The 26,965-nt window shown below is 72.0% G+C and carries 26 protein-coding genes; 17 read left to right on the forward strand and 9 right to left on the reverse strand.

Translation table 11 applies throughout. The features are described from left to right. The first annotated feature begins 8 nt into the window (after positions 1 to 8). Positions 9 to 869: an alpha/beta fold hydrolase gene (locus tag N8K70_RS02135; RefSeq protein ID WP_317139973.1), complete on the forward strand. Its 861-nt coding sequence runs from the start codon at positions 9 to 11 to the stop codon at positions 867 to 869. 3 nt (positions 870 to 872) lie between these two features. On the opposite strand, the gene N8K70_RS02140 is transcribed toward N8K70_RS02135, so the two are convergent. Genes N8K70_RS02140 through N8K70_RS02150 form a run of 3 tightly spaced genes read right to left on the reverse strand, consistent with a single transcriptional unit; the run spans position 873 to position 3,219 of the window. Then, positions 873 to 1,916, reverse strand: coding sequence for a lactonase family protein (locus N8K70_RS02140; RefSeq protein WP_317139974.1), 1,044 nt, complete (start codon positions 1,914 to 1,916; stop codon positions 873 to 875). Beyond that, positions 1,913 to 2,692: a coenzyme F420-0:L-glutamate ligase gene (gene cofE / locus N8K70_RS02145; RefSeq protein WP_317139975.1), complete on the reverse strand. Its 780-nt coding sequence runs from the start codon at positions 2,690 to 2,692 to the stop codon at positions 1,913 to 1,915. Before cofE ends, N8K70_RS02140 begins: the two co-directional genes overlap by 4 nt. A gap of 20 nt (positions 2,693 to 2,712) precedes the next feature. Then, positions 2,713 to 3,219, reverse strand: a complete 507-nt coding sequence (locus tag N8K70_RS02150) for a GNAT family N-acetyltransferase (protein ID WP_317139976.1) — start codon at positions 3,217 to 3,219, stop codon at positions 2,713 to 2,715. A 95-nt stretch (positions 3,220 to 3,314) separates the two neighbouring features. Here N8K70_RS02150 and N8K70_RS02155 point away from each other — a divergent pair, with 95 nt between their 5' ends. Beyond that, positions 3,315 to 3,899, forward strand: coding sequence for an acyl-CoA thioesterase (locus N8K70_RS02155; protein ID WP_317139977.1), 585 nt, complete (start codon positions 3,315 to 3,317; stop codon positions 3,897 to 3,899). Positions 3,900 to 3,917: 18 nt separating this feature from the next. Here the strand turns inward: N8K70_RS02155 and N8K70_RS02160 are convergent, their stop codons facing one another. Genes N8K70_RS02160 through N8K70_RS02170 form a run of 3 tightly spaced genes read right to left on the reverse strand, consistent with a single transcriptional unit; the run spans position 3,918 to position 6,227 of the window. After that, positions 3,918 to 4,730, reverse strand: a complete 813-nt coding sequence (locus N8K70_RS02160; protein ID WP_317139978.1) for a MetQ/NlpA family ABC transporter substrate-binding protein — start codon at positions 4,728 to 4,730, stop codon at positions 3,918 to 3,920. 52 nt (positions 4,731 to 4,782) lie between these two features. Further along, positions 4,783 to 5,454 (reverse strand): methionine ABC transporter permease, encoded by a 672-nt coding sequence (locus N8K70_RS02165; protein ID WP_317139979.1) that lies wholly within the window; start codon positions 5,452 to 5,454, stop codon positions 4,783 to 4,785. After that, complete coding sequence (locus N8K70_RS02170; protein ID WP_317139980.1) at positions 5,451 to 6,227, reverse strand: methionine ABC transporter ATP-binding protein; 777 nt, start codon at positions 6,225 to 6,227, stop codon at positions 5,451 to 5,453. Before N8K70_RS02170 ends, N8K70_RS02165 begins: the two co-directional genes overlap by 4 nt. 62 nt (positions 6,228 to 6,289) lie before the next feature. On the opposite strand from N8K70_RS02170, the gene N8K70_RS02175 reads away from it, so the two are divergent. From N8K70_RS02175 to N8K70_RS02185, 3 genes are all read left to right on the forward strand, one after another. Beyond that, on the forward strand, positions 6,290 to 6,706 hold the full coding sequence (locus N8K70_RS02175) for an OsmC family protein (protein ID WP_317139981.1): 417 nt from the start codon (positions 6,290 to 6,292) through the stop codon (positions 6,704 to 6,706). Between the two features lie 72 nt (positions 6,707 to 6,778). Next, on the forward strand, positions 6,779 to 10,558 hold the full coding sequence (locus tag N8K70_RS02180; RefSeq protein WP_317139982.1) for a bifunctional proline dehydrogenase/L-glutamate gamma-semialdehyde dehydrogenase: 3,780 nt from the start codon (positions 6,779 to 6,781) through the stop codon (positions 10,556 to 10,558). A 118-nt stretch (positions 10,559 to 10,676) separates the two neighbouring features. Continuing rightward, entirely contained in the window at positions 10,677 to 11,027 is a 351-nt protein-coding gene (locus N8K70_RS02185; protein WP_317139983.1) for a hypothetical protein, read from the forward strand. Positions 11,028 to 11,037: 10 nt separating this feature from the next. Here the strand turns inward: N8K70_RS02185 and N8K70_RS02190 are convergent, their stop codons facing one another. Then, positions 11,038 to 11,730 carry a GntR family transcriptional regulator gene (locus tag N8K70_RS02190; RefSeq protein WP_317139984.1) on the reverse strand — a complete coding sequence of 231 codons (693 nt, stop codon included), beginning with the start codon at positions 11,728 to 11,730 and terminating at the stop codon, positions 11,038 to 11,040. Between the two features lie 190 nt (positions 11,731 to 11,920). Between N8K70_RS02190 and N8K70_RS02195 the strand changes: the two genes are divergently transcribed. The 12 genes from N8K70_RS02195 to N8K70_RS02250 all read left to right on the forward strand — a co-directional run bounded on the left by N8K70_RS02195 (position 11,921) and on the right by N8K70_RS02250 (position 25,138). Then, on the forward strand, positions 11,921 to 12,838 hold the full coding sequence (locus tag N8K70_RS02195; RefSeq protein WP_317139985.1) for an ABC transporter permease: 918 nt from the start codon (positions 11,921 to 11,923) through the stop codon (positions 12,836 to 12,838). Further along, complete coding sequence (locus tag N8K70_RS02200; protein ID WP_317139986.1) at positions 12,835 to 13,734, forward strand: ABC transporter permease; 900 nt, start codon at positions 12,835 to 12,837, stop codon at positions 13,732 to 13,734. The genes N8K70_RS02195 and N8K70_RS02200 overlap by 4 nt, the downstream gene beginning before the upstream one ends. Then, the gene (locus tag N8K70_RS02205; protein WP_317139987.1) at positions 13,731 to 15,365 is read left to right on the forward strand and encodes an ABC transporter ATP-binding protein; all 1,635 of its coding nucleotides are present in this window, start codon (positions 13,731 to 13,733) and stop codon (positions 15,363 to 15,365) included. The genes N8K70_RS02200 and N8K70_RS02205 overlap by 4 nt, the downstream gene beginning before the upstream one ends. Before the next feature lie 37 nt (positions 15,366 to 15,402). Further along, entirely contained in the window at positions 15,403 to 16,950 is a 1,548-nt protein-coding gene (locus N8K70_RS02210) for an ABC transporter substrate-binding protein (protein ID WP_317139988.1), read from the forward strand. Then, a complete protein-coding gene (locus N8K70_RS02215) occupies positions 16,947 to 18,164 on the forward strand; it encodes an amidohydrolase family protein (protein ID WP_317139989.1) in 1,218 nt (405 codons plus the stop codon). Before N8K70_RS02210 ends, N8K70_RS02215 begins: the two co-directional genes overlap by 4 nt. Further along, a complete protein-coding gene (locus N8K70_RS02220; RefSeq protein WP_317139990.1) occupies positions 18,161 to 19,144 on the forward strand; it encodes an ornithine cyclodeaminase family protein in 984 nt (327 codons plus the stop codon). The genes N8K70_RS02215 and N8K70_RS02220 overlap by 4 nt, the downstream gene beginning before the upstream one ends. 161 nt (positions 19,145 to 19,305) lie before the next feature. Continuing rightward, complete coding sequence (locus N8K70_RS02225) at positions 19,306 to 19,476, forward strand: hypothetical protein (RefSeq protein WP_317139991.1); 171 nt, start codon at positions 19,306 to 19,308, stop codon at positions 19,474 to 19,476. Between the two features lie 132 nt (positions 19,477 to 19,608). After that, positions 19,609 to 20,478 carry a dimethylargininase gene (ddaH, locus tag N8K70_RS02230; protein ID WP_317139992.1) on the forward strand — a complete coding sequence of 290 codons (870 nt, stop codon included), beginning with the start codon at positions 19,609 to 19,611 and terminating at the stop codon, positions 20,476 to 20,478. After that, positions 20,475 to 21,668 (forward strand): ornithine--oxo-acid transaminase, encoded by a 1,194-nt coding sequence (rocD, locus tag N8K70_RS02235; protein WP_317139993.1) that lies wholly within the window; start codon positions 20,475 to 20,477, stop codon positions 21,666 to 21,668. Before ddaH ends, rocD begins: the two co-directional genes overlap by 4 nt. 82 nt (positions 21,669 to 21,750) lie before the next feature. Next, positions 21,751 to 23,361 (forward strand): circularly permuted type 2 ATP-grasp protein, encoded by a 1,611-nt coding sequence (locus tag N8K70_RS02240; protein ID WP_317139994.1) that lies wholly within the window; start codon positions 21,751 to 21,753, stop codon positions 23,359 to 23,361. 2 nt (positions 23,362 to 23,363) lie between these two features. Beyond that, positions 23,364 to 24,296, forward strand: a complete 933-nt coding sequence (locus tag N8K70_RS02245; RefSeq protein ID WP_317139995.1) for an alpha-E domain-containing protein — start codon at positions 23,364 to 23,366, stop codon at positions 24,294 to 24,296. Further along, positions 24,293 to 25,138 carry a transglutaminase family protein gene (locus N8K70_RS02250; RefSeq protein ID WP_317139996.1) on the forward strand — a complete coding sequence of 282 codons (846 nt, stop codon included), beginning with the start codon at positions 24,293 to 24,295 and terminating at the stop codon, positions 25,136 to 25,138. The genes N8K70_RS02245 and N8K70_RS02250 overlap by 4 nt, the downstream gene beginning before the upstream one ends. A gap of 13 nt (positions 25,139 to 25,151) precedes the next feature. On the opposite strand, the gene N8K70_RS02255 is transcribed toward N8K70_RS02250, so the two are convergent. Together N8K70_RS02255 and N8K70_RS02260 are read right to left on the reverse strand one after the other, a co-directional pair. Next, positions 25,152 to 26,522: an MFS transporter gene (locus N8K70_RS02255; protein ID WP_394357794.1), complete on the reverse strand. Its 1,371-nt coding sequence runs from the start codon at positions 26,520 to 26,522 to the stop codon at positions 25,152 to 25,154. After that, entirely contained in the window at positions 26,519 to 26,959 is a 441-nt protein-coding gene (locus N8K70_RS02260; RefSeq protein ID WP_317139997.1) for a MarR family winged helix-turn-helix transcriptional regulator, read from the reverse strand. The genes N8K70_RS02255 and N8K70_RS02260 overlap by 4 nt, the downstream gene beginning before the upstream one ends. Positions 26,960 to 26,965: the final 6 nt, after the last annotated feature.

Below are 26,965 nucleotides of genomic sequence, written 5' to 3' on the forward strand. Positions count from 1 at the left end.
CATGACCCATGGCCTCCACCCCGCACCTCCTCGGCCGCGACGAGCTCGTCACGACCGACGACGGCCGACGCCTGCGCGTCAGGGTCGGCGGCGACGGAGAAGACCTCGTCGTCCTCGAAGCCGGCCTCGGCGTGAGCGGGCTGTACTGGGGGCCCGTGCACGAAGCGCTGCGGCGTCATGTGCGCGTCGTCGCGTACGACCGTGCCGGATTCGGCGCGAGCGACCCCGACACCCGTCCACGCGATCTCACGAGGCTCGCCGACGATCTCGAGGCCGTCGTCCGTGCGCACCCCCACCGCCGACTCGTGCTCGTCGGGCACAGCTGGGGAGGCCCCATCGTCCGCACGGTCGCGGCGCGTCTCGTCGAGCGCGGTCATTCCCTCGCAGGCGTCGTCCTCGTCGACCAGAGCGACGAGAACGACCCGATCTACTTCACGAGGCTCGCCCGCGTCGTCGACGTATGGCAGGCGTCGTCGATGGTGCCCCTCGCGCGCATGCGGCTTCTCGGCCCGCTCACCCGGGCGTCCATGACAGGCCTCGACGTGCCGCTTCGACGAGCGGTCGCCGACGCGTCGTCCTCGATCTCGGCGGCCCGCGAGACCGCGGCCGAGCTCGCACAGGTCGAGTCAGGGCTGGAGCGCCTCAAGAACGCCCCGCCCCGGCTCGGCAGCCTCCCCGTCACCGTGATCTCCGGTCAGAGGGCGACTCCGATCGACCGTCGCATCCGGCGGGGGCTCGTCCGGGCGCACCGGACGACCGCGGCCCAGCACGACGGCGGACGCTTCGTCCCCGCCGAGCGGTCGGCCCACCTCATCCCTCTCACAGAGCCCGAGCTCATCGCCGTGGAGGCCCAGAGGGCACTGGCGTGACGGTCAGCCGAGCGGCAGGAACCGCACCCAGTTGGCGCCGCGGCCGGTCTCGGCCCGCTGCCGCAGCTCGAGACGGTCGCCGTCGATCTCGTAGAGCGAGACGCTCGTCGACCTCTCCCCGGCGACGACGAGATGGCGCCGATCGGGGCTGATCGCGAACCCCCGCGGCTGCGTCTCGCTCACGACGAACCGCTCCGCGGAGACGGGCGACCCGTCTCCGGACAGCGCGACGGCTCCGAGCGTGCTCTCGGTGCGCTCCGAGCACCACAGCACGCCGTCGCCCACGTGGATGTCGGCGCCCCAGACGAGGTGCCCCGCGAGCGGGTCGGCGCCGAGCGCGCTGCGGCCGAGACCCTTCGAGGTGTCGAACGCGGTGGCGGCGCCGCGCAGGCTCAGCGCGCCCGACACAGTGTCGCGCGTGAGATGGAGGACCTCGCCCGAGAACTCGGTGAGGACGTAGACGGCGTCCTGCGCGTCGTCGAAGACGAGGTGTCGCGGTCCGCTCCCCGCCGGGCACGCGACCGTCGGCGGGTCGAGAGGCGTCAGGGTGAGATCGTCGGCGATCGCGTACTGGGCGATGAGGTCCTCGCCCAGCGACACGAAGTAGGCGAAACGGCCGTCGGCGCTCGGGAGCACGGAGTGCAGGTTCCGGAACGAGACCCGTGACACGGGCGCTCCCACGACGCCGTCCTCCACGGGGCTGCTGATGCCGTACCCGCCGCCGTACGACGCGCCGAGGAGGCCCGTGCCGTCGCGCGTGGGGGCGAGGTAGTTCATCCCGCCGTCCGGCAGATCGCGTCGCGACCGCTCCGTGAGGCCCCCGGTCTCGCGGTCGAGCGACAGGGTGAGGATCCCCGCCGGAGCGCCGGACGCGTCGCCCTTGACCGCCGCGTGCACGAGATCGCGTGCCGGGTCGACGACGAAGGTGGAGCAGCCGGTCAGACCCGGCGTGACGGCGAGCCGGTCGAGGGCGCCGCCCTCGAGCCGGAAGGTGCTGAGGGAGCCGTCTGCGGCGTTGGCGACGAGGACGAGAGCGGGATCGGTCACCCCTCGATCGTATGCGCCTCGGCCCGCCCCGCCGCATATCCCGCGGCGTACGCCTCGTCCGCTCCGAGGCGGAACATGTCGCGCTCTCCCGTCCGGACGATCGAGCGCGCACCGGGCAGGTCGAGCTCGCCCACGAGATCGGGGCGCCCGCGCACGATCGCGACGGGGCGCCCCGCCGCCTTGCCCTTGACGAGATCGGCCGCGGCGCACAGCTCGTCGGCGACGCAGGGGAGGGTCACGACGAGGGGGCGCCCCTGTGCGTCGACCCCGCCGCGCAGATCCTCGAAGACCCTCACGCCGCCCGCCCCGATGGCATGATCGGTCTGCCCGTCCCGCCATGCGCGGCCGAGCGTGTCGGACACGAGGACGCCGACGAGAACACCGAACCGTTCGCGCAGCGCGGCGGAGAGCGCGCGCGCCGAGGCGTCGGGGTCGACGGGGAGCAGCAGGACCGTCCCGTCGGGTGTGTTCGACGCGTCGACGCCGGCGGCGGCCGAGACGATCCCGAGCCGGTTCTCGACGATCCGCGTCGTGTGCCCCGATTCGGATGTGCGCGTCGCGACGACCCGCACCGTCTCCTGCGTGATCGCGTCCTCGCGGTCGGAGGCGACGACGAAGCGTCCTTCGGCCTTAGAGACGATCTTGCTCGTCACGACCACGACGTCGCCATCGCGCACCCGATCATCCGACGCCTCGATCGCATCGCCGACCACGGAGGCGAGGTCGGCGCCGGCGCGGACCTCGCCGATGCCCTCCAGCGCCCAGACCTGCAGCATCCCGCGTCCTGCGGCGCGCCTCAGCGCACGTAGCGCACCTCGGTGAGCGTCTCACCGAGGAACGGCTCGTCGCGGCGGGCGCCGTCGAGGCGGAAGCGGCGCTTCTCGTAGAAGTCGCGCGCGCCGGGGTAGCGCTCGGCCAGCCACAGGTAGAGCGGCTCGTCCTCGTCGACGACCGCGTCAAAGAGGATCCGGCCGACGCCCTTGCGGTGCCACGAGTCGAGCAGGTACACGAAGTAGAGCTCGCGCTCGGCGGGGGCGTCGCTGTCCCGTGCGGGGCCGGAGCCGGCGAAGCCGATGATCTCGCCGTCGACGAGCGCGGCCGCGAGACGGTACTCGGGCCCCTGCGCCTGGTAATGCGTCCAGAGCTCGGCGAGGCGGCGGGGCGAGACGTTCTCGAGCGTGGCCGCGCTGATCAGCTGGTCGTACGTCTCGTGCCACACCCGGGCGTGCACGCGGCCGAGTGCCTCGGCGTCGACGTCGCGGACAGGGCGAACGAGCACGTCGGCGTGCGTTTCGGAGGCCATGGCGCCAGGGTACGCGGCGCGGGAGGGGGGAGGAAATCGGACGACCGGCGGAAGGGCGCCCGATTGTCGGATGGCGACAAGGATCTGCGCAGAGGATGTGCTCCGCTCTAGCGTCGGTGCTCGTGAACGTGCTCTGGCGAACCCTTCTCGTGACGCTGCGCGCCAAGCTGCGCGTGCGCGGCGGCGGCCATCGTCCTCTCACCGAGGTCCACCGCATCCGGCTGCGCGTGCTCCCGACCGACATCGACATGCTGCGACACCTCAACAACGGGCGGTATCTGTCGCTGTTCGACCTCGGGCGCTGGGACATGCTCGAGCGGACGGGCCTCACGGGCGTGCTCCGTGCGCGCCGGTGGTATCCGGTCGTCTCCAGCGAGACGATCACCTTCCGCAAGTCGCTGGGCCTCTGGCAGCGGTTCGACCTCGAGACGCGCTGGATCGGACGGGACGACCGGGCGCTCTACATGGAGCACAGAGCCGTCGTGGGCGGCGAGGTCTACGCGCGCGCCATCATCCGGGCGCGCCTCCTCGGCCCCGGCGGCCCCGTGGCGCACGACGACCTGTTCGCCGCGGTCGAGGTGCCGGAGGGCCTGCCCGAGGTCGCCGCCTGGATCCACGACTGGGCGGACGCCTCCGCCCTCCCGTCGACGAGACGCCCCGCGCCCAGCGTCTGGGACTGAGCACGGGAGCGCGCCGGCTCAGAACGCGACCGTGATGGTGCCGTTCGACTCGATCACGTCGCGGACCTCGTCGCTCGTGAACGCCGCCTTCAGCGCCTCGGTGGCGTCCGAGTCCTCGTCCTCCTCGCGCACGACGAGGTCGAGCGCGAACCGGTCGTCGAGCTCCGTGATCAGGCCGTCGTCCTGCGGGGTGAGACCGAGCGCCGCGATGTGAGACGGCCACTGGAACACGAGATCGGCCTCGTCGTACGCCGTGTTCAGCTGGGTGATCGCCACCTGCAGGAACTCGAGGTCCTTCGGGTTCTCGGCGATGTCGTCGGGAGTCGCCGTGAACGGGTCGATCGCCGGGTCGATGGCGATGATCCCTTCGTCGGCGAGCAGCTTGAGAGCGCGCCCCGTGTTCGAGGGGTCGTCCGGGATCGCCACGGTGGCGCCGTCGGGGAGGTCGTCGATGTCGGTGAGCGTCTTCGAGTAGAACGCGATGACGAAGTTGTAGACGGGCTGCACGCCGACGAGCGTTCCGTCGTTCGCCTCGTTGAATGACTCCATGTACGGCACGTGCTGCGAGAAGTTCGCGTAGACGTCGCCGTCGTTCAGGATCGTGTTCGCCGTCACGTAGTCCGAGATCTCGACGAGCTCGATCTCGTAGTCGCCGTCGATCGCCTCGGCGGCGGCCTCCACGACGTCGGTCATGGGCGAGGTGACGGCCGCCACCTGGAGCGTCATCGGCTCCGCGGAGGCGTCGTCGTCCGTGCCGGACGACGCGCAGCCGCTCAGCAGCAGCGCGGTTCCCGCGGTGGCGGCGAGTGCGCCGCGTCGGATCGATCTCATGGTGTTCCTTCTCTCTGGAGCTGAAGCGGTCCGCCGGGGTGGCGTTGGTGCGTCACCGGTGATCCAGACGCGACGACACACGGTGCCCGATCGCCTGGATGAGGAGGACGCACGCGACGATCACGAGGATCGTCACGTACATGAGCGTGTCGTCGTACTCCTGGTAGCCGTAGCGCATGGCGAAGTCGCCGATGCCGCCCCCGCCGACGACGCCGAGGACGGTGGAGTAGGAGATCAGGCTGATCGCCGCCGACGTGAGGGCGTACACGAGACCGGAACGCGCCTCGGGGAGCAGCACCCGGAACACCGTCTGCGGCAGCGTCGCCCCCATGGCCACCGCGATCCGGGAGATGCCGGGCGGGACCTCGAGGAGGATCTGCTCGACGAGGCGCGCGTAGATGGCGACCGCCACGAAGCACAGGGGGAGGCTCGCGGCCTGCGTGCCGAACGTCGTGCCGAACACGAGACGCGTGAAGGGGATGAGGAACACCACGAGGAGCAGGAACGGGAACGAGCGGACGACGTTGATGTAGAGGTTCGCGGCCGTCCAGACCGGGCGATGCTCGGCGACGCCCCCGCGGCGGGTGAGGAAGACGGTCATGCCGAGCGGGAGCCCGAGCAGCACCGCGGCGCCCAGCGAGACGAGCAGCATGTATCCGGTCTCGGAGAGCGCCTCGACGAGGTCCTCCCCGTGCTCGGCGAGCAGGTCGGACAGCCCGCTCACCCCATCAGCTCCTGACGGACCTGCTCGTAGTAGGTCGGCAGGCTCCGGTAGTCGCTCTTCGCGACCTCGAACAGCTCGCGCAGCGTCCCTCGTTCGAGGAAGGCCGCGCGGTCGCAGATCGCCTTGACCACGTCGAGGTCGTGCGTGATCACGACGACCGTCGTGCCCAGCCGGTCGCGTGCGTTGACGAGCACGCGGAGCACCTCCGACGTCGTGGTGGTGTCGAGGGATGAGGTCGGCTCGTCGCAGAGCAGCAGCGCGGGCCGCGTGACGAGGGCGCGTGCGAGGCCGACGCGCTGCTGCTCGCCGCCGCTCAGCTGGGCGGGAAAGTGGTCCGCCCGATGGGAGAGGCCGACGAACTCGAGGATCTCGTCGACCCTGTGCCGCTCCTCCGCCCGCGACGTCGGAGCGTCGCGCCGCCGTGCGAGCTGCAGCGGCAGCGCGACGTTCTGGCGCACGGTGCGATTGCTCAGGAGGTCGACGCTCTGGAAGACGACGCCGATGCCGCGCCGCAGCTCGCGCAGCGCGCGGCGCCCGAGCGCGGGGACCGGCAGGTCCCGCACCGCGACGGAGCCGGAGTCGGGCTTCTCGAGCCCCGCCAGCAGCCGCAGCAGCGTGGACTTGCCGGCACCGCTCTCGCCGATGACGCCGAAGACCTCGCCGGCGCCCACCTCGAGGGTGATGCCGTCGAGGGCGGGAGGCTCGTCCGGGTGCTCGGCGTAGCGTTTGGTGACCTCGACGAGCCTCACGACCGCCGTATCGGTTGCCGTCACGAGTCGTGCCGTTCCCTTCCGCTGATCGGATTTCCTGACCGAGGTCCAACTATAGTTCGAGTGTGGGTGCTCGGTATCGGACAGAGGCGGCGAATCACGACGGCGTCGAGGGATGGAGCAGGGTCGGGGACGGGCTCGGGGTGCGGGTGGCCTCGCCGCTCGCGGGCGGAGCCGATCCCGAGGCGACCAACCCCGAGCAGCTGCTCGCGCTCGCGTGGGCGACCTGCCTGAACGCGACCGCGCAGACGGTCGTGGCAGGCCGGCGCCGCACCTCCGTCCGGGTGACCGTGGAGCTGCACGACGCCGTGCCGGGCCCGGGGTACGAGTTCCACGTCGACGCGTACCTCTCGGCGGAGGGGTCGACCCCTGCCGAGACCGAGCGGCTGCTGGGCGCGGTGGACGCCCGATGCCCCGTCTCGAAGCTGCTGCACGGCGCGGCGACGGCGCGCGTGCACGGCGAGCCGTACGCGGTCTCGTGAGACGCGCACGACTCAGGAGACCCACAACATCCATGCCCGGCTCCGGCACGATCCCGCTCGTAGGCTGAGGTCATGGCCGACGAAGCAGCCCGGGCGGGTACAGACGAGCTGGTCGAACGCGCGATCACGCTCACGAGGCGCTGGGTCGGCGAGGCCGCGACCGTCGAGGTGGATCCTGCGGCACGGCGTCTGGCCGGCGTCCTGCAGGATCCGAAGGGGCTGCCGTTCACGATCGGATTCGTCGACGGCGTGATGCGCCCCGAGAGCCTCTCGGCCTCGGCCGTCCGGTTCGCCCGCATCGCTCCGCTCGCGCCGGCCTTCCTCCCCTGGTATCTGCGCGGCGCCGTCCGTGCGGGCGGCGCGGTCGCTCCCGTCGCCCCGTTCGCGGTCGTCCCCGCGGCGCGCAGGGTGCTGCGGAGCATGGTCGGCCACCTCATCGTCGACGCGCGGCCCGACAGGCTCGAGTCCTCTCTCGCCGCGCTGCGCGAGAAGGGCGCCCGCCTCAACCTCAATCTGCTCGGGGAGGCGGTGCTGGGGGAGAAGGAGGCGCACCGGCGCCTCGAGGGCATCCACGACCTCGTGCGCCGGCCCGACGTCGACTACGTGTCGGTGAAGGTCTCGGCCGTCGCGAGCCGCCTGTCGATGTGGGCCTTCGACGAGACGGTCGAGGAGGTCGCCGGGCGCCTCCTGCCGCTGTACCTCTCCGCGGCGGGCAACGGCACGTTCCTCAACCTCGACATGGAGGAGTACCGCGACCTCGACCTGACGGTCGCCGTCTTCCAGCGCGTCCTCGACGACCCACGGCTCCACGGGTACGAGGCGGGCATCGTGCTGCAGGCGTATCTGCCCGACGCGCTGCCCGCCCTCGACCGGCTCACGGAGTGGGCGACGGAGCGCGTGGACGGCGAGGGCGCGCGCATCAAGGTGCGGCTCGTGAAGGGCGCGAACCTCGCGATGGAGCACGTCGACGCCGCCGTGCACGGATGGTCGCCGGCGACCTACGACACCAAGCTCGACACGGACGCGAACTACCTCCGCTGCCTGCACGCCGCGTTCGACCCGGATCGCGCCCGTGCCGTGGCCGTGGGCGTCGCCGGGCACAACCTCTTCGACATCGCCTACGCCTGGCTGCTGGCCGGAGACCGGGGCGTGCGCGACGCGGTGGAGTTCGAGATGCTGCTCGGGATGGCGGAGGGGCAGGTGCAGGCCGTCTCCCGCGACGTCGGCCGGGTGCTGCTGTACGTGCCGGTCGTCCACCCCGACGAGTTCGACGTCGCCGTCAGCTATCTCGTCCGGCGCCTGGAGGAGAACGCGTCGAGCGACAACTTCCTCTCCGCGGCGTTCTCGCTGCACGAGGACGAGTCGCTGTTCGCCCGTGAGGAGAACCGCTTCACGGGGTCGGTGCGGCGGGCGCAGGACGCGTCGCTCGCGATCGGTCCGAGGCGTGCGCAGGAGCGCGTCGCGCCGGAGGACGCGGACGACCTGGACGGCGACCCCGAGGAAGCGGACGACGTCGACCCTGAGGAACGCGGAGGAAGCGGCGCGGGGGAGCCCGACGCCCCGGAGCAGCTGACGCAGGCCGTGCTCGGGATCGCGCGGCACGCGGACGGTCGCGTCGACACCGCGGCCCTCGGGGAGACGCAGCCCGAGGCGGCGGGCTCCGACGAGGACTGGGTGGAGACCGCGGTCTTCTCGCCGCGCGAGAGCGCGATCGCCGTCGGAGCGCCCGGCTTCCGCAACGCCGCCGACACCGACCCCGCCCTCCCCGCGAACCGGTCCTGGGCGCGGGAGATCCTCGCCCGCATCCCGGGTTCGACGGCGGGCGTCGCCACCATCGAGGCCGCCCGCATCGACGCCGCCGCGGACCTCGACGCCGTCGTCGAGCGCGTCCGGGCCGCGGGCGCCGCCTGGGGGGCGCGGCCGGCGATCGAGCGCGCCGCCGTCCTCCGCCGCGCGGCGAGCGCCCTCGAAGCGCGCCGCGCGGCGCTCATCGAGGTCGCGGGGTCGGAGACGGGCAAGGTGTTCGCCGAGGCCGACACCGAGGTGAGCGAGGCCGTGGACTTCGCGAACTACTACGCGGCGAACGCGGGCGAGCTCGACCACGTGGCCGGCGCGGTGTTCGTGCCGTCCGCCGTGACCGTCGTCGCCCCGCCGTGGAACTTCCCCGTCGCCATCCCCGCGGGCGGGGTGCTGGCCGCGCTCGCCGCGGGCTCGGGCGTCGTGTTCAAGCCGGCGCCGCAGGCGCGGCGCAGCGCCGCGGTCGTCGCCGAGACGCTGTGGAGCGCCGGCGTGCCCCGAGACCTCCTCGCGCTCGTCGACCTCGAGGAGGACGCGCTCGGGAGGCACCTCGTCGCGCACCGGGACGTCGACCGCGTCATCCTCACGGGCGGCTGGGACACCGCACGGCTGTTCCGCTCCTGGCGGCCCGACCTCCCCCTCCTCGCGGAGACGAGCGGGAAGAACTCCCTCATCGTGACCCCGTCGGCCGACCTCGACCTGGCAGCCGCCGACCTCGTGCGCAGCGCCTTCGGGCACGCGGGGCAGAAGTGCTCCGCCGCCTCGCTCGTCATCCTCGTCGGATCCGTCGGCCGGTCCAAGCGGTTCGCCCGCCAGGTCGTCGACGCGACGAAGTCGCTGCGCGTCGGGCCCGCTCACGATCCGCTCTCCGAGGTCGGGCCGCTCATCGGGCCGCCCAGCGGCAAGCTGGAATGGGCGCTCAACGAGCTCGGCGAAGGCGAGTCCTGGCTCGTGAAGCCCCGGCCGCTGGCGGGCGCGGAGGAGGACGGGCGGTACTGGACGCCGGGGATCCGCATCGGAGTCCGCCCCGGTTCGCGCTTCCACCGCGAGGAGTTCTTCGGCCCCGTGCTCGGCATCATGCACGCCGCGACGCTCGAGCAGGCGATCGAGCTGCAGAACGCGGTCGACTACGGGCTCACGGCGGGGCTGCACACCCAGGACCCCGCAGAGCTCGAGCAGTGGCTCGCGTCGGTCGAGGCCGGGAACCTCTACGTGAACCGCGGCATCACGGGGGCCGTCGTGCAGCGTCAGCCGTTCGGCGGCTGGAAGCGCTCGTCCGTCGGGCCGGGTGCCAAGGCGGGCGGCCCGAACTACCTCGTCGGCCTCGGGTCGTGGCGCGCGACGAGCGGCGGTCCGGCCTCGCACTCCCTGCACCTCCGCGGCCTCGACACGCGCATCACGACGCTCATCGAGGCGGCGCAGCCCTCGCTGACCTATGACGAGTTCGAATGGCTGAGGCGCGCGGCGCTCTCGGACGCGATCGCGTGGGATCGCGAGTTCGGCAAGGTGAAGGACGTGTCGGGGCTGGGCGTGGAGCGCAACCTCTTCCGCTACCGCGCCGCCTCCGTGGCCGTGCGTGCCACGGGCGACGCCACCTGGCAGGCGGTGCTGCGCGTCGTGCTCGCCGGGGTGCGCGCGGCCGACTGGTTCTCGCTCAGCGTGCCGACCGGCATCCCCGCGTCGGTGCGCAGGGCGCTCGGCGATCTCGACGTGCCGGTGTTCGTCGAGAGCGACGGGGAGTGGATCGAACGGATGGCGGGACGGGCCGGAGAGCCCGACGCCGATGCCGGCGACGTCCCGACCTCCGAGCAGATCCTGGGCATCCAGCACGAGCGCCCGGACCGCGTGCGTCTCGTCGGCCCGGCCGACGCGGTGGCCGTGCTGCATCGTGCGCTCGCGGACGGCGTCTCGGGCGACCCCGACATCGCGGTCTACGCGGGCGAGGTGACGGCCGCGGGGAGGCTCGAGCTGCTGCCGTTCCTGCGCGAGCAGGCGATCTCGATCACGGCGCACCGCTTCGGCAACCCCGACGACACGTTCGCCGAGGTCATCTGACGACGACGCCGCGTGCACAGCGCGCCGGATGACTCCTCGTCGTCCACAGATCGCTCTCGGCGCGCCTTCCTGCCCCGGCAGGCGTGACAACATCGAGACCGGACGGCACACTGGAGGGGTGATCGAGATGAACGAGCCGCAGGTCTGGACGCTCATCGGGGTCTTCGCGGCGTCGATGGCCGCGATGATCACGCTCGTGCTGTCGACGATCCGCGCGACGCTCGGCACGGTTCGTGCGGAGATCGGCACGGTCCGTGCGGAGATCGGCACGGTCCGTGCGGAGATCGGCGAGGTCCGGGCAGACATGCGCGGCGAGATGATCCAGCTGCGAGCCGAGGTGAAAGCCGAGGTGAAGGAGCAGGTGAAGGAGCAGGTGAGAGCCGAGATCGCGCCTCTGCGCCGTGACCTCGACGCGCTCTACCGGCACATCTTCGGCGCCCCTCCCGAGCACGGGCCCGCCGCCTCCTGACGCCGTCCCGTCAGCGTACGGCGTCCGAGCGGCGCCGCCGGGCCTTCGGGGGCGCGGCGGGGAGCCGGCCTTCGAGCAGGGGCATCGACTCGATCCGCCCGCGCTCCACGTGGGCGGCGGCGAGCATCGAGGCGAGCTCGGCGTGCCCGGACACGATGGCGTCCACGAGCTCGCGGTGCTCCTGCCACATCGTCGTGGTGTCGCGTTCGGGGGTGAGCCGGAAGAGCCAGCGCACCCGGCCGTTGAGCAGGCCGCTCACGCGCTGGAGCAGCGCGTGGCCCGCGAGCGCGATGATCTCCTCGTGCAGGTCGGAGTTGCGCGTCGACGGGGGCGGAGACGATGCCGGAGCGTGCGCGAACTCGAGCGCCGCCCGCAGCGCCGTGACGTCGGCGCCCTCCGCCGCCCTCCGCGCCGCGAGCTCGGCGGCGAGCGGCTCGAGCTGATCGCGCAGGTCGAAGACCTCGCGGGCGTCCACGAGCGTGAATGTATGCACGACGGCTCCCCGTCGCGGCTGCGAGACGATGAACCCCTCGGACTCGAGGATCGGCAGCGCCTCGCGCACCGGGACGCGCGAGACGGAGAGACGCTCGGCGATCTCCCGCTCGTTGAGCTTCGCGCCCATCGCGAGCTCGCCCGTGATGATCTGCTCGCGCAGCGCGTGGGCGATGCGCACGGGCAGGGCGAGATCGGCGTCGGGTGTCATGGGGACCATCATCGCAGGTCGGCGCGAGAACCCCGTAAGCGCCTTATTGAATGCCAAATCGGCAGTCATCGGGGATGATTCGACGCAAAAGGCCGTTTTTGGTATGCAAAAATGACGCTGGCGTAAGAGTCGTGTGACGACCGTGTTAAACGCGCATCCCCGCCCCGATCGCTCGCCTAACGTCCCAGACATGACCGGTTTCCTCGTCCGCCGCTTCGCGCTCGCCCTCGCCACGCTCTTCGCCGTGGTGACGATCGCGTTCGCGCTCGGTCGCGCCACGGGAGAGCCGGCCGCACTGCTCCTCCCCGACAACGCGACGGCCGAGGACGTCGCCGCCCTGAACGCGGCGCTGGGCTTCGACAGACCGCTCGTCGTCCAGTACGTCTCCTCCCTGGGCGGGTTGTTCGCCGGAGACTTCGGCGACTCCTACCGGCTGCGCGAGCCTGCGCTCGGGCTCGTGCTCGAGCGCATCCCGGCGACCTTCGAGCTCGCGTTCTGGTCGTTCGCCGCGGGACTCGCCCTGGCCCTCGTCGTGGCGCTCGCCATCCAGCTCACGGGCAGCCGGGCGCTGAGGGCGATCGCGGGATGGGCAGGCGCGCTCCGGCAGTCCGTCCCCGACTTCTTCTTCGGGCTGCTGCTCGTGCTCGTCTTCGCGGTGATGCTCGGGGCGCTGCCGTCGCTCGGGCGGACGAGCCCGGCGAGCCTCGTCCTCCCGGTGGTCACGCTCGCGACGGGCCAGTTCGTCATGTACCTGCGCCTGCTCGACGCCGCTCTCAGCGAGCAGGCGGCTCAGGACTACGTCCGCACGGCCTTCGCGCAGGGGCAGAGACGGAGCTCCATCCTGCTCACGCAGATGCTGCCGAACGCGCTGCTGCCCGTGCTCGGGATGGCGGGGCTCAATCTCGGCGGCCTGCTCGGCGGGACGGTCGTCGTGGAGGTCGTGTTCGCCTGGCCCGGCCTCGGACAGCTGCTCACCGACGCCGTCAGCCAGCGCGACTTCCCGATCGTCCAGGCCGGTCTGCTGTTCGTCGCCCTCATGTTCGTCGTCGTCAACACGCTCGTCGACGTCGTCGTCTCCCGCATCGACCCCAGGACGGCCCTCGCATGACCGCTCAGCCCCTCACCGCCGCAGGCATCGCGGAACCGTCCGGCATCCGGCCTCCGCGCCCCCGGCGGTCCCTCCGGCCGTCCGCCCTGGTCGGCGTCGTGATGCTCGGCTCCGTGGTGCTGCTCGCGGCGGTCCCTCCGCTGCTGCCCGGATTCGACCCGATGGGGCAGGACCTGCGCAGCGCGCTCATCCCGCCCTTCGCGGATCCGGCCCGGCCCCTCGGCACGGACGCGCTGGGCCGCGACCTGCTCAGCCGTGTGTCGCTCGCCTCGAGCGTGACCCTCGGCATCACCCTCGCGATCGTGTGCATGAACGCCGTCATCGGCAGCACCGTCGGCATCCTCGCCGGCTACGTCGGCGGGCGCATCGAGGCGCTCGTCTCGGTCGTGAGCAACGTGACCCTCGCGATGCCCGTCGTCCTGCTGCTCATCGCGATCTGCGCCGTGCTGCGCCCGAGCGCGGGTCTGACGATCCTCGTCCTCGGCTGCACGTGGTGGGTCGGCTATGCGAGGGTCACGCGCAACGTCGCGGCATCGCTGCGTCGGCAGGACTTCGTCGTCGCCCCGCTCACGCAGGGAGCCGACACCGTGTGGGTCCTCGCCCGTCACATCGTGCCGAACATCTGGCCGCACACGCTCATCATCGCGGCCACCGACATCGCCACGATCGTGCTCATCGAGTCGTCGCTGGAGTACCTCGGCCTCGGCGTGCAGCCGCCCGTGCCGAGCTGGGGCTCCATGATCTTCGACGGGCAGAAGTACCTCGGCACGGTGCCCTGGCTCGCGATCCTGCCGGGGCTCGCGATGTTCCTCGCCGTCGCGGGAGCGCAGTTCCTCAGCCAGCAGTTCACGGCCGAGAGTCGCGGCGCCCTCCTCCGGAAGGGAGACATGCGATGACGGACGACGTGCTGCGCATCGAGGACCTGCGGATCGAGGTCCCTGCGGATCCGCACGGGGGAGGCCTGCGTACGGCCGTGGACGGCGTGAGCCTGCGGGTCGGCCGCGGAGAGTCCCTCGGGATCGTGGGGGAGTCCGGCTCCGGCAAGAGCCTCACGATGCTCGCGTCGCTGGGGCTGCTGCCGGCAGGGACCCGCGTCGCGTCCGGCCGGATCGTGCTCGACGGGCGCGACATCACGAGCCTCGGCGAGCGGGACATGCGTCCGCTGCGCGGCCGCACGGCGGCCATGGTCTTTCAGGACCCGATGTCCGCCCTCAACCCGCTGCGCGCCGTCGGCGCCCAGATCGCGACCGCCGTCCGCGTCCACGCCCCCGGGCTCAGCCGCCGCCGCGCGCGCGAGCGCGCCGTCGAGCTCCTCGAGTCCGTGGGCGTGCGCCATGCGGCCGACCGTGCGGGCACGCGTCCCCATCAGTGGTCGGGCGGGATGCGCCAGCGCGCCATGATCGCGATGGCGATCGCCCACGACCCTCTGCTCCTCATCGCCGACGAGCCCACCACCGCTCTCGACGTGACCGTCCAGGCGCAGGTGATGGAGCTGCTGGCCGAGGTGCGCGAGCGCACCGGATCGGCCCTCGTCCTCATCACGCACGACCTCGGGCTCGTCGCCGAGAACACCGACCGCGTCTCCGTCATGTACCGGGGCTCGATCGTGGAGGAAGGGGCCACCGGCACCGTCCTGCACGCGCCGCGGCACGAGTACACCCGGCGGCTCCTCGACGCCCGCCCCGAGGCGTCGGCACCCGACCGTCGCGCGCACGCGACGGACTCCGCGCCCGACGCGCTCGTGGTCTCCGACGTCGTCGTGGAGTACGCGGGGCGCCGCGGAGCAGCGCCCGTGCGCGCCGTCGACGGCGTGAGCGTCCGCGTCGCCCGCGGTGAGACGGTCGCGGTCGTCGGGGAGTCGGGGTGCGGCAAGTCGTCGCTCGCCCGTGCGGTCCTCGGCATCCATGCGGCGGCCTCCGGCAGCGTCCGGCTCGACGGCGACGTCGTGGCACCCGCGCTCGCTCGCCGGAGCGCGGCCGAGCGCGAGCGCGCGCAGATCGTCTTCCAGGACCCGTACTCCGCGCTCGACCCGCGCATGACCGTCGCGGAGATCGTGGCCGAGCCGTTGCGCGTGCGCCGCAGCCACCGTCCGGACCGGGTCGAGCGCCTGCTCGCCGACGTGGGGCTCGACGAGTCCTTCGCGGGCCGCCTGCCCAGTCAGCTCTCGGGAGGCCAGCGCCAGCGCGTCGGCATCGCCCGCGCCCTCGCGCTGAGGCCCCGGCTGCTCGTGCTCGACGAGCCCGTGTCGGCCCTCGACGTCTCGATCCAGGCGCAGGTGCTCGGTCTGCTCGACGATCTGCAGCGCGAGCACGGTCTCGGCTACCTGTTCATCTCGCACGATCTCGGCGTCGTCCGGAACATCGCCGACCGCGTCGTCGTGATGCAGGCGGGCCGCATCGTCGAGGAGGCGCCGACGGACGAGATCTTCCGGCGCCCGGGACATCCCTACACGCGCACCCTGCTCGACGCGATCCCCCGCATCGACGGGCCCCCTGCGACCCCCGAATGCGCTCCCTCGCTCCCCTGACCGGCACCACCCGAGCCATCCCGAAAGAGGAACACCCATGACATCCCTCAGCCCCCGCCGCGCCCTCGGCGCAGGAGCCCTCGTCACGATCGGCGGCCTCGTGCTCGCCGGATGCGCGGGAGGGTTCGACGGCGCATCGGGCTCCGGCGGCACGCCGGAGTCGACGCCGACGTCCGTCGTCGCGGCCATCCCCACGGACCCCTCGTCGATGGATCCCGTCCGCTCCGGCGCCCTCGTCGTGCTGTCGGTCTTCTTCCACACCTTCGACCAGCTCGTGAGGATCACGGCCGACGGCGAGCTCGAGCCGAAGCTCGCCGAGGAGTGGACCGCGAACGACGATCTCACCCAGTGGGATTTCACGCTCCACGAGGGCGTCGTCGCGAGCAACGGCGAGGAGATCACGGCGGAGGACGTCGTCTTCTCCTACCGGGCCATCCTCGACGACCCGACGAGCGAGAACTTCGCCTACCTCTCGTCGATCGACTCCGTCGAGGCGATCGATGACCTCACGGTGCGCTTCCACCTGAAGCAGCCGTTCTCCGCGTTCCCCCGCAACACCTCGCTCATCTCGATCGTGCCGGCCGACACCTACCAGGAGATGGGCGCCGACGCCTTCGCGCAGGAACCCGTCGGCTCGGGCCCGTACGTCTTCGAGAACGTGACGAAGGGCGTCTCGTACGACCTCGTGCGCAACGACGACTACTGGGGCGAGGCTCCCGCGATCGAGTCGATCTCGCTGCAGCCGGTCTCCTCCGACGAGTCGCGCGTGAACGGCGTGCTCTCCGGCTCCCTCGACGTCGCACAGATCGGCCCGACGCAGGTCTCGTCGGTCGAGGGCAACGCGTCGGCGGAGGTGTCGTCGGCGCTGTCGAACGGCGTCGTCTTCCTCGGCGTGAACTCCACGGCGGGCGTGCTGGCGGACGTCAGGGTGCGCGAGGCGATCGCGCTCGCGATCGACAGGGAGGCCATCGCGGAGAACCTGCTCATGGGGCTCGCGGAGCCTGCGACGTCGATGCTGGCGCCGGCCGTCGAGGGCTTCTCCGACGAGGTGGAGGGGACGGCCTACGACCCCGACCGGGCGAAGGAGCTGCTCGCGGAGGCCGGATACGACGGCGAGACCATCCCGTTCGACTACGCCACCGACGGCCGCATCCCGCTGTCCGCGGAGGTCGCGCAGACCGTCCAGGGATACCTCTCCGACGTGGGCGTCTCCGTCGAGATGGCCGGCGCCGACCAGGAGAGCCACACCCTCAAGGTGCGGAACAAGGAGTTCACCGGCATCTACCTCAACACGTGGGCGCCATCCACGGTCGACGGCGATCTGCCCCTGACCGACTTCTACGAGCCCGACGGCAACAACAACTACGCGCAGGACCCCGTGACCGCCGAGCTCGCCGTCGCCCAGCGCGGCGTGACGGGCCCCGAGCGCGAGGCCGTCTTCGCCGAGCTCCTCGCGTACAGCAACGCGCAGGGCTACTTCGTTCCGCTGTACGTGCCCATGAACAACTTCGCCGCCGATCCGGCGCTCGACTGGGCCCCGCGCGCCGACGGCCTGTACGACTTCACGGAGACGAGCTTCCAGTGACCCGCACCGTCCTCCAGAACGTGCGCCCGTGGGGCGCGGACGCGACCGACGTCGTCCTCGCGGACGGCGTCATCGCCGAGCTGCGCCCGGCCGGAGGCGCCGCGGAGCCCGGCGCGAGGCGCGTCGACGGCCGCGGGCGCATCCTCCTCCCGTCGTTCTCCGACGTGCACGTGCACCTCGACTCGACGCGCATCGGGCTGCCGTTCCGCCCGCATACGGGGAGCCCCGGGGTGTGGGACATGATGCTCAACGACCGGCGCAACTGGCGCTCGGCGGAGGCGTCGATGGCGGAGCGGACGACGACGACCCTCGGGCGGATGATCGCGCACGGGACGACGAGCGTGCGCACCTATGCGCAGGTCGACGTCGACTGCGGCCTCGAGCGGCTCGACGCCGTCCTCGCCGCGAAGGAGGCGCACGCGGACCGGGCAGACGTGACGGTCATGGCGTTCCCGCAGGCCGGGCTCCTCCGCGAGGACGGGGCGCCGGAGATGCTCGCTCGTGCCATGGAGCACGGCGCGGACGTCGTGGGCGGGATCGACCCCTGCGCGCTCGACCGCGACCCGGTCCGGCACCTCGACATCGTCTTCGGGCTCGCGGAGCGGTTCGACGCTCCCATCGACATCCATCTGCACGAGCCCGATCAGCTGGCGAAGTTCTCGGCCGAGCTCGTCGTCGAGCGCGTCAAGGCGCTCGACCTCAGGGGGCGCGTCACGATCTCGCACGGATACGGCCTCGGGGGGCTGCCCGAACGCGAGCTGCGGGCGCTGCTCGAGGACTTCCGCGAACACGACATCGCGATGGCCACCGTCGCGCCGCCGACGCCGCTTCCGACGCTGCTCCTCGCCGAGCACGGCATCCGGCTCGGCCTCGGCGAGGACGGGCAGCGCGACTACTGGACGCCCTACGGGAACGCCGACATGCTCGACCGCACCTGGCAGATGGCCTTCACGAACGGGTTCCGTCGCGACGCCGACATCGAGCACTGCGTCGCCGTGGCGACCATGGGCGGCCGCTCCGTCATCGGCACGGCCCCGCGCCTGCGGTCGGTCGACGACAGGCCCGGTCTCGCGGTGGGCGCCCCCGCAGATCTCGTGCTCGTCGAGGGAGACACCGTGACGGCGGCCGTCATGGATCGCAGCCCCGATCGCACGGTGCTCCGCGGGGGCGTCGTCGTGGCCGAGGGCCTCGCGCTGACGGGCGCCGGCGCGTGACGCTCGTCCTCACGGCGTCGCAGCTCGAGCGGCTCGTCGACCGGCCGGCGACGATCGCCGCCGTCTCCCGCGTCTTCGCCGAGATCGCGGCGGGGGAGGCCTCCCAGCCCGGGCCGACGTCGATGGCCACCGATGCGGGGACAGGGCGGTACATCCTCATGTCCGCACTGTCGGATGCGACGGGGACGGCTGCGGTGAAGCTGCTCGCGGACGTCCCCGACAACGCGCGGCGGGGCCTGCCGACGCAGCGGTCGTCGATCCTCGTCGTCGACCGCGCGGACGGCGAGCCCGTCGCGCTGCTGCACGGCGGCGTGCCGACGCGCGTGCGGACCGCGGCGGCGAGCGCCGTGGCGACGGACGTGCTCGCCCGAGCGGACAGCCGCGTGCTCGGGCTCGTGGGAGCCGGCGCGCTCGCGCGCGAGCACGTCGCGGCACTGAGCGGCGTGCGGTCCTTCGAACGTCTCGTCGTATGGTCGCGGACCCGTGCGTCGGCGGAGGCTCTCGCCGCGGACATCGCGTGGGGCGGTGAGGTCGACGTCGCCTCCGGCGTGCGCGACGTGTTCGACGCGGCCGATGTCGTCTGCACGCTGACGCCGTCGGTCGCGCCGATCGTCTCGGGCGGATGGCTGCGCCCCGGTCAGCACGTGAACGTCGTGGGAGCCCGGCCGCGCGCGGACGAGAGGGAGGTCGACGGCGAGACGATGCGCCGTGCCTCGGTGTGGGTGGACGACAGGGCGACGGCCGAGACGAAGTCGGGCGACCTCCTCCTGGCCGTCGCGGAGGGGGCGGTGGCGCTCGACGACGTCGTCGGGACGATCGGCGAGACGATCGCTGGCCGCGTGCGCGGGCGCCGTGACGACGCCGAGATCACGCTCTTCGACTCCGTCGGCATCGGGGCGCAGGACCTCGCGATCGCCGACCTGCTCGTCCGCGCCGCGCGCGAGCGGGGGATCGGCACGGAGATCGACCTCGGCGCCTGACGCCGCGCGCATCTCCTCCGTCGCGCCCGGGGCCGTCTTCGCCTGGCCCGACGACGCGTGCACAGCCCCGTCGGATCGTCGATCCACGCACGTCTCCCGGCGTGAACGGTCGCCCGGCCGGATCGCGTGCCGGACTCGATCGCACCTGCGACCCTGGGAGCGTGATCGCGGTCGTCATGACGAGCTTCACGCACAGCCTCAAGACGTCCCTCGCGTCGATCGAGAAGCAGATCGAGTCGCTTCGTGGCGAGCTGACGACGCAGATCGTCCCTCCGGAGCGTGACGTCGTGCACCGCTACCGGCGCGAACTCGGCGATCCGCCGGCCTCCTGACGCCGCGTCCTCATCGACCGTTCGCCGTCGTCGTGAAAGAATGAGCGCGGCGTGCCCGGGTCGTGGCTTCTCACAGCCCCGCCGGGCCTCTGGACAGCGTCCGCCGCCCGTTGCTACGACGAGGAGCGAAAAATGTCCGAAGCGATCGCGGCGCCCGTGGAGGCGCCCCTCCGTACCGCGCACAAGCGGCGGTATCTCATGTGCGTGCCCTCGCACTTCACGGTGTCGTACTCCATCAACCCCTGGATGGAGCCGTCCCGGCCGACCGACACCGCGCGGGCCCTCGCGCAGTGGCAGACGCTGTACGACGCGTACCGCGACCTCGGCCACGAGGTCGAGCTCATCGACCCGCTGCCGGGCTTCCCCGACATGGTCTACACGGCCAACGGCGGCTTCGTCGTCGACGGCATCGCCTACGGGCCGAGCTTCCGCTACGTCGAGCGGCAGGGCGAGGCGCCGGCCTTCATCGACTGGTTCCGTGCGAACGGGTTCGAGACGGTCGTCCCGGAAGAGGTCAACGAGGGCGAGGGGGACTTCCTCCTCGCGGGCGACGTCATCCTGGCGGGCACGGGCTTCCGCTCGACGGGCGACAGCCATGCCGAGGTCGCCCGGGTCTTCGGACGCGAGGTCGTGAGCCTCGACCTCGTCGATCCCCGCTTCTACCACCTCGACACGGCGCTCAGCGTGCTCGATCCGGTCGAGGACGCCACCACGGGGCCGGCGAACATCGCCTACCTCCCCGGCGCCTTCGACGAGCGCAGCCGCGCGATCCTCGCCGAGCGCTTCCCCGACGCCATCCGGGTGTCGGACGAGGACGGCGCGGTGTTCGGGCTCAACTCGGCGAGCGACGGGTACAACGTCTTCATCTCGCCGCGTGCGAAGGGCTTCGAGGCGCAGCTGCGCGAACGCGGCTACAACCCCGTGCTCGTCGACCTGTCCGAGCTGCTGCTCGGCGGCGGGGGCATCAAGTGCTGCACGCTCGAGCTGCGGGGCGCGAAGTGACCGCCGCCGAGGCGGCCGTGAAGAGCCACGTCGCGCACAACTACCGTCCGCTGCCCGTCGTCATCGCCGGCGGCGAGGGCGCCTGGGTCACCGACACGGACGGCAGGCGCTATCTCGACCTGCTCGCCGGATACTCCGCGCTCAACTTCGGGCACCGCCATCCCGGCCTCGTCGAGGCCGTCGCGCACCAGCTGGGGCGCGTGACCCTCACGAGCCGCGCGTTCGACAACGACCGTCTCGAGCCGTTCGCGGCCGCGCTCGCGGAGCTCAGCGGCAAGGACCTCGTGCTGCCGATGAACACGGGCGCCGAGGCGGTGGAGACGGGCATCAAGGTCGCCCGGGCCTGGGGGTACCGGGTCAAGGGCATCGCCGAGGGGCGAGCGAGGATCGTGGTCGCGCACGGCAACTTCCACGGCCGCACCACGACCGTCGTGAGCTTCAGCGACGACCCCGAGGCGCGGAACGACTTCGGGCCGTTCACGCCCGGATTCGTCTCGGTGCCGTTCGGCGACGCCGACGCGATCGCCGCGGCGATCGACGACGACACCGCCGCCGTGCTCATCGAGCCGATCCAGGGGGAGGCGGGTGTGATCGTCCCGCCCGACGGGTACCTGCGCCGCGTGCGGGAGATCACGCGCGAGCGGAACGTGCTGCTCATCGCCGACGAGATCCAGTCGGGACTCGGCCGGGTCGGCGAGACGTTCGCCTGCGATCGCGAGGGCGTCGTCCCGGACGTGTACCTGCTCGGCAAGGCGCTCGGCGGCGGGATCCTCCCCGTCTCGGCCGTGGTCGCCGACGAGGACGTGCTCGGCGTCATCCGGCCGGGCGAGCACGGCTCGACGTTCGGCGGGAACCCGCTCGCGGCGGCCGTCGCGCACCGCGTCGTGCAGCTCCTCGCGACGGGCGACCTCCAGAAGCGCGCGAAGATGCTCGGCGAGCATCTGGAGACGAAGCTCGCGCGCTTCGTCGGCCACGGCGTCACCGAGGTCCGTGTCGCGGGCCTCTGGGCGGGCGTCGACATCGATCCCGCGGTGGGCACGGGCCGGGAGATCTCGGAGGCGCTCATGGCGCGCGGCGTCCTCGTCAAGGACACCCACGGCCAGACCATCCGCATCGCACCGCCGCTCGTCATCCGCGCGACGGAGATCGACTGGGCGCTCGAGCAGCTCCAGGTCGTGCTCGCCCGCTGAGGGGGATGGGCACAGCGGCATACGACGCCACGTGACGCACAGGGTAACCTCCCGGCAACACCGCGCGGATACTCTCGCCGGCATGGGCGACCTGTTCGACGGCTACGGACCCACGCTGTCACCGCGCAAGACGATGCAGGGCGAGCCCGCGTTCGACGAGATGTTCGGGGCACGCGACGCCGCCGAGGTGCGCGGGGCGTATCGCGAGCTCCACACGGCGCTCGCGCGCCTCACGCAGGAGGAGCTCCGGGGGCGCACGGAGTCGCTCGCGAACTCGTACCTCGCCCAGGGCGTCACGTTCGACTTCGCCGGGGAGGAGCGGCCGTTCCCGCTTGACGCCGTGCCCCGCGTGATCGCGTCGGAGGAGTGGGACCACGTCTCGGCCGGCGTCGCACAGCGCGTCCGCGCGCTCGAGGCGTTCCTCGACGACGCGTACGGCCGTCGTCACGGCGTCCGCGACGGCGTCCTCCCGGCGAGGCTCATCGCGTCGAGCCAGCACTTCTCCCGCCAGGCGGCGGGCATCCATCCGGCCAACGGCGTGCGCATCCAGGTCGCGGGCATCGACCTCATCCGCGACGAGCACGGCGAGATGCGCGTGCTCGAGGACAACGTGCGCGTGCCGAGCGGCGTGAGCTACGTCATCTCGAACCGGCGCGTGATGGCCCAGACGCTGCCCGAGCTGTTCCACTCGATGCAGGTGCGCCCCGTGGGCGACTACCCCAACAGGCTGCTCGCCGCCCTGCGCGCGAGCGCGCCGCCCGGCGTGCGCGACCCGAACGTGGTCGTGCTCACCCCCGGGGTGTACAACTCCGCGTACTTCGAGCACACGCTCCTCGCGCGCCTCATGGGCGTCGAGCTCGTCGAGGGGCGCGACCTCACCTGCGTGGGCGGAAAGGTGTTCATGCACACCACGCGCGGGCCCAAGCGCGTCGACGTCATCTACCGCCGGGTCGACGACGACTTCCTCGATCCGCTGCAGTTCCGCGCCGACTCCATGCTCGGCGCCCCCGGTCTCATGCTCGCGGCGCGTCTCGGCAACGTCGCGATCGCCAACGCCGTGGGCAACGGCGTCGCCGACGACAAGCTCCTCTACACCTATGTGCCCGATCTCATCCGGTACTACCTCGGGGAGGAGCCTCTCCTGAAGAACGTCGACACCTGGCGGCTGGAGGACCCCGGCTCCCTCGAGGAGGTGCTCGACCGGCTCGACGAGCTCGTCGTGAAGCCCGTCGACGGCTCGGGCGGCAAGGGCCTCGTGGTGGGCCCCGACGCCTCGCCCGCCGAGCTCGAGACGCTCCGCAAGCGGCTCGTCGCCGACCCGCGCGGATGGATCGCGCAGCCCGTCGTCATGCTCTCGACCATCCCCACCCTCGTCGAGGACGGGATGCGCCCGCGGCACGCCGACCTGCGTCCCTTCGCCGTGAACGACGGCGACGAGGTCTGGGTGCTGCCCGGCGGCCTGACGCGCGTGGCGCTGCCGGAGGGACAGCTCGTCGTGAACTCCAGCCAGGGCGGCGGCTCGAAGGACACCTGGGTGGTCGGCGGGGCGCCGCGTCCGCACGTCGAGTACGGGCAGGGCACGGGCGTCGCGGGCCTCGTCGCCGATCAGGCGGCGACCATCACCCAGGCGATCCCCGTCCTCGGCGAGCAGCGGGAGCAGCAGGCGGCCGTCGACGCGGACGGGGAGGCCTGAGGATGCTCGCACGCATCGCGGAGTCGCTCTTCTGGATCGGCCGCTACATCGAGCGCAGCGACGGCACGGCGCGCATCCTCGACGTGCACCTCCAGCTCCTGCTGGAGGACCCCTGGATCGACGAGGACACCGCATGCCGCGCGCTGCTCACGGTCATCGGCGCGATCCCGGACGAGGGCGTCGAGAGGATGGGCCGCGAGTACGTGCTCGAGCAGCTGGGCGTCGCGCACGTGAACACCTCGAGCATCGCCTTCTCGATCCGCGCGGCGCGGGAGAACGCCCGCCGCGCGCGCGAGATCGTCTCGACCGAGCTCTGGGAGTGCCTCAACACGACGAGCGCTCGCCTGCCCCGGCGGCTTCAGGGCGAGAAGAGCCACGAGTTCTTCAAGTGGGTGCGCGAGCGCGCCGCGCTCGCCGTCGGCGTCGTCGAGGCCTCGACGAGCAGGGACGAGGCCTGGCAGTTCTTCACGCTCGGGCGCGCGATCGAGCGTGCCGACATGACGGCGAGGCTGCTCGCCACGCGCGCGCTCGCCGAGGCGCCGGGGCCGTCCTGGACGACCCTGCTGCGCTCCTGTGGGGCCTACGAGCCCTATCTGCGCACGTACCGGGGGATGCCGAGCGCCGTGAACGCCGCGGAGTTCCTCCTGCTCGACCGGCTCTTCCCCCGCTCGATCATCTTCTCGATCTCGATGGCGGAGCAGTGCATGAGCGCGATCGACCCCGTCGCGGATCGGGTCGGCCACTCCAACGCCGGCCTGCGGGCGCTCGGCAAGATCCGCAACGAGCTCGAGTACACCCCGATCGACCGGATCCTCGGCAGCCTCAACGACTACATGGAGGAGGTGCAGATCGTCACGCGCGAGGCGTCGGAGGCGATCGGGCGGCGCTTCTTCCCGTCGCAGGCGGAGCCGAGCTGGATCGGAGAGATCTCATGAAGCGTCTCCTCATCGAGCACGAGACCGGCTTCCGCTACGACGACACGGTCACCGCCTCGTACAACGAGGCGCGGATGCTCCCCGGCACGACCGAGAGCCAGTTCGTGCTCAGCGCGAACCTGGAGATCCATCCGCAGGTCTCCGTCAGCTCGTACGTCGACTACTTCGGCACGCGCGTGAGCAGCTTCGACGTGCTCGCCCCGCACACGGAGCTCATGATCACCTCGCGCAGCCTCGTCGAGGTGCGCTCACGGCATGCGGAGCCGGCGCACCTGTCATGGGATCGTCTCGCGCGCGAGGCCGAGCGCGCCGTCGAGACCGTCGAGCACCTCGGGCAGAGCGATCGCACGCGACCGCATGCCGAGGTGGTCGAGATGGCCCGCGAGCTCGCCGCGAAGCACGCCGATCCGTCCGCCGCCGCACGGGCGATCGCGGCGACGCTCGGCGACGCCCTCGAGTACGTGCAGGGCGTGACGGGCGTCCACTCGACGGCGTCGGACGCGTGGCGGGAGCGCAAAGGCGTCTGCCAGGACATCACGCACATCGTGATCGGCGCGCTGCGATCGGTCGGCATCCCCGCACGCTACGTCTCCGGATACCTCCACCCGCGCGAGAACGCGGATGTCGGCGTCGCGGTGCGGGGGGAGTCCCACGCCTGGATCGAGTGGTTCGCGGGGGACTGGCACGGCTTCGACGCGACCAACGACAGCGAGATCACCGATCGCCACGTCCTCGTGGGCCGCGGGCGCGACTACGGCGACGTGCCGCCGCTGCGGGGCGTGTACGCGGGGCCGGGCAGGGGCGAGCTGCACGTCGAGGTGACGCTCACCCGCGAGGCCTGACGCGTCGCGGTGCTCATCCTCGATGACCTCTCTGCCGGTGCGGGAGCGTCCCCATCGCCTCCGCCTCGTCCGTGATGCGGAGGGGCGTGGTCTGGGCGACCTCGTCGCTGAAGTCCTCGGGCTCGACGACCGTCAGCGGCCGCGTCTCGTCGAGGGTCAGGCGGAACCGGCTCTCCTCGCTGCGGTGGAGGCGCCCGGAGAGGAGGACCCAGGTCACGCCGACGGCGCACGCGACGAGGCCCGCGGCCCCGCCCACGACGATCGCCGCGCGCGGGCCGAGCGCGTCGACGATCCAGCCCGCGATGGGCGCTCCGACGGGCGTCGAACCCATGATGACGGCCATGTACAGCGCCATCACGCGCCCGCGCAGCGCCGGGTCGGTCGTCGTCTGCACGTAGCCGTTCGCCGTCGTCATCATCGTCACCGTCGAGAACCCGACGAACACGAGCGCGGCGCCGTACAGTCCGTAGCCCGGCATCGCGGCCGAGACGAGCGACGCGAGGCCGAAGCCGCCCGCCGCGAGGATCACGACCCGGATGCGCGCCCGAGCGCGTCGCGCGGCGAGCAGCGCCCCGGCGAGCGAGCCGATCGCGAGGACCGAGCTCAGCACGCCGTAGCCGTCCGCGCCCCGGCCGAACTCGATCGCCATGGTCGAGGCGAAGATGGGGAAGTTCATCCCGAACGCGCCGATGAGGAAGACCATCGTGAACGTCACCACGAGGTCGGGCCGCCTGGCGACGTACCGGAATCCGTCCGCCAGGCGCGAGGCGCCCGTGCCGCGCACGCGGGGCACGAGCTCGTCGCGGCGCATCGCCACGAGGGCGACGAGCATGGCGAGGAACGTCGCGGCGTTGACGATGAACACCCACCCCGTGCCGATCACGACGATGAGGAGGCCGCCGACGGCGGGGCCGATGAGGCGTGCCATGTTGAACGACGCCGCGTTGAGCGCGATGGCGTTCGAGGCGTCGTCGCGGGAGACGATGTCGGAGACGAACGCCTGGCGGGCCGGGCTGTCGAACGCGTTGGCGACGCCGAAGGCGAGGGCGAAGACGAGCATCAGCGGCAGCGTCATCACGCCGGCCAGCAGCAGTGCGCCCACGGCGATCGCGAGGAGCAGGAGCGCGGTCTGCGTGATGAGCAGCACGCGTCTCCGGTCGAACCGGTCGGCCACCCAGCCCGTCATGCTGACGAGCACGAGGGGCGGGCCGAACTGCAGCGCCATCGTCACGCCCATCGCCGTGGCGTCGTTGTCGGTGAGCTCGGTGAGCACGACCCAGTCCTGGGCGGTGGACTGCATCCACCCGCCGATGTTCGAGACGAGGGCGCCGAGGAACCAGACGCGGTAGTTGAAGAGGCCGAGCGAGCGGAACATCCCCTTCATCGCTCGATCTCCCTCATGATGATCTCCGCCGCGCGCCGCATCGTGACGCGGTCGTCGGCGTCGAGACCGGCGAGCACCTTCGCGAGCCACTCGTCGCGGCGCCGCACCGTCTCCTCGACGATGGCCCGCCCGCTCTCGGTGATGTCGATGCTCACCTTGCGGCGGTCCACGTCGTTCTCCCTGCGTGTGAGATGGCCGAGCTCCTCGAGGCCGTTCACGGTGCGGTTCATGGAGGGTGCGGTGATCCCCTCGCGATCGGCGAGCGCCGACAGCGTGTGGGGCCCGTGCACCGTGAGGGCGACGAGCACGGCGAACTGGCCGTCGGTCATGTCGGAGACCGCTCGCTGCTGCCGGAGGCGGCGCGAGAGGCGGAAGACGGCGGCCCGGATCTCGGAGGCGTCGGAGGAGAGCCTCGTCGACGCGGATTGCTTAGCCATACGAAT

Origin of the sequence: Microbacterium sp. AB (assembly GCF_032878875.1) — a bacterium.
Taxonomy (GTDB): domain Bacteria; phylum Actinomycetota; class Actinomycetes; order Actinomycetales; family Microbacteriaceae; genus Microbacterium; species Microbacterium betulae.

Coding starts and splice junctions, on each gene's coding strand:
- N8K70_RS02160 (WP_317139978.1), bottom strand. CDS start 4,730: ATGAGATCGATCCGACGCGGCGCACTCGCCGCCACCGCGGGAACCGCG.
- N8K70_RS02135 (WP_317139973.1), top strand. CDS start 9: ATGGCCTCCACCCCGCACCTCCTCGGCCGCGACGAGCTCGTCACGACC.
- N8K70_RS02150 (WP_317139976.1), bottom strand. CDS start 3,219: ATGGCCTCCGAAACGCACGCCGACGTGCTCGTTCGCCCTGTCCGCGAC.
- N8K70_RS02195 (WP_317139985.1), top strand. CDS start 11,921: ATGACCGGTTTCCTCGTCCGCCGCTTCGCGCTCGCCCTCGCCACGCTC.
- N8K70_RS02180 (WP_317139982.1), top strand. CDS start 6,779: ATGGCCGACGAAGCAGCCCGGGCGGGTACAGACGAGCTGGTCGAACGC.
- N8K70_RS02255 (WP_394357794.1), bottom strand. CDS start 26,522: ATGAAGGGGATGTTCCGCTCGCTCGGCCTCTTCAACTACCGCGTCTGG.
- ddaH (WP_317139992.1), top strand. CDS start 19,609: ATGTCCGAAGCGATCGCGGCGCCCGTGGAGGCGCCCCTCCGTACCGCG.
- N8K70_RS02210 (WP_317139988.1), top strand. CDS start 15,403: ATGACATCCCTCAGCCCCCGCCGCGCCCTCGGCGCAGGAGCCCTCGTC.
- cofE (WP_317139975.1), bottom strand. CDS start 2,692: ATGCTGCAGGTCTGGGCGCTGGAGGGCATCGGCGAGGTCCGCGCCGGC.
- N8K70_RS02260 (WP_317139997.1), bottom strand. CDS start 26,959: ATGGCTAAGCAATCCGCGTCGACGAGGCTCTCCTCCGACGCCTCCGAG.
- N8K70_RS02190 (WP_317139984.1), bottom strand. CDS start 11,730: ATGACACCCGACGCCGATCTCGCCCTGCCCGTGCGCATCGCCCACGCG.
- N8K70_RS02245 (WP_317139995.1), top strand. CDS start 23,364: ATGCTCGCACGCATCGCGGAGTCGCTCTTCTGGATCGGCCGCTACATC.
- N8K70_RS02205 (WP_317139987.1), top strand. CDS start 13,731: ATGACGGACGACGTGCTGCGCATCGAGGACCTGCGGATCGAGGTCCCT.
- N8K70_RS02155 (WP_317139977.1), top strand. CDS start 3,315: ATGTGCTCCGCTCTAGCGTCGGTGCTCGTGAACGTGCTCTGGCGAACC.
- N8K70_RS02200 (WP_317139986.1), top strand. CDS start 12,835: ATGACCGCTCAGCCCCTCACCGCCGCAGGCATCGCGGAACCGTCCGGC.
- N8K70_RS02250 (WP_317139996.1), top strand. CDS start 24,293: ATGAAGCGTCTCCTCATCGAGCACGAGACCGGCTTCCGCTACGACGAC.
- N8K70_RS02240 (WP_317139994.1), top strand. CDS start 21,751: ATGGGCGACCTGTTCGACGGCTACGGACCCACGCTGTCACCGCGCAAG.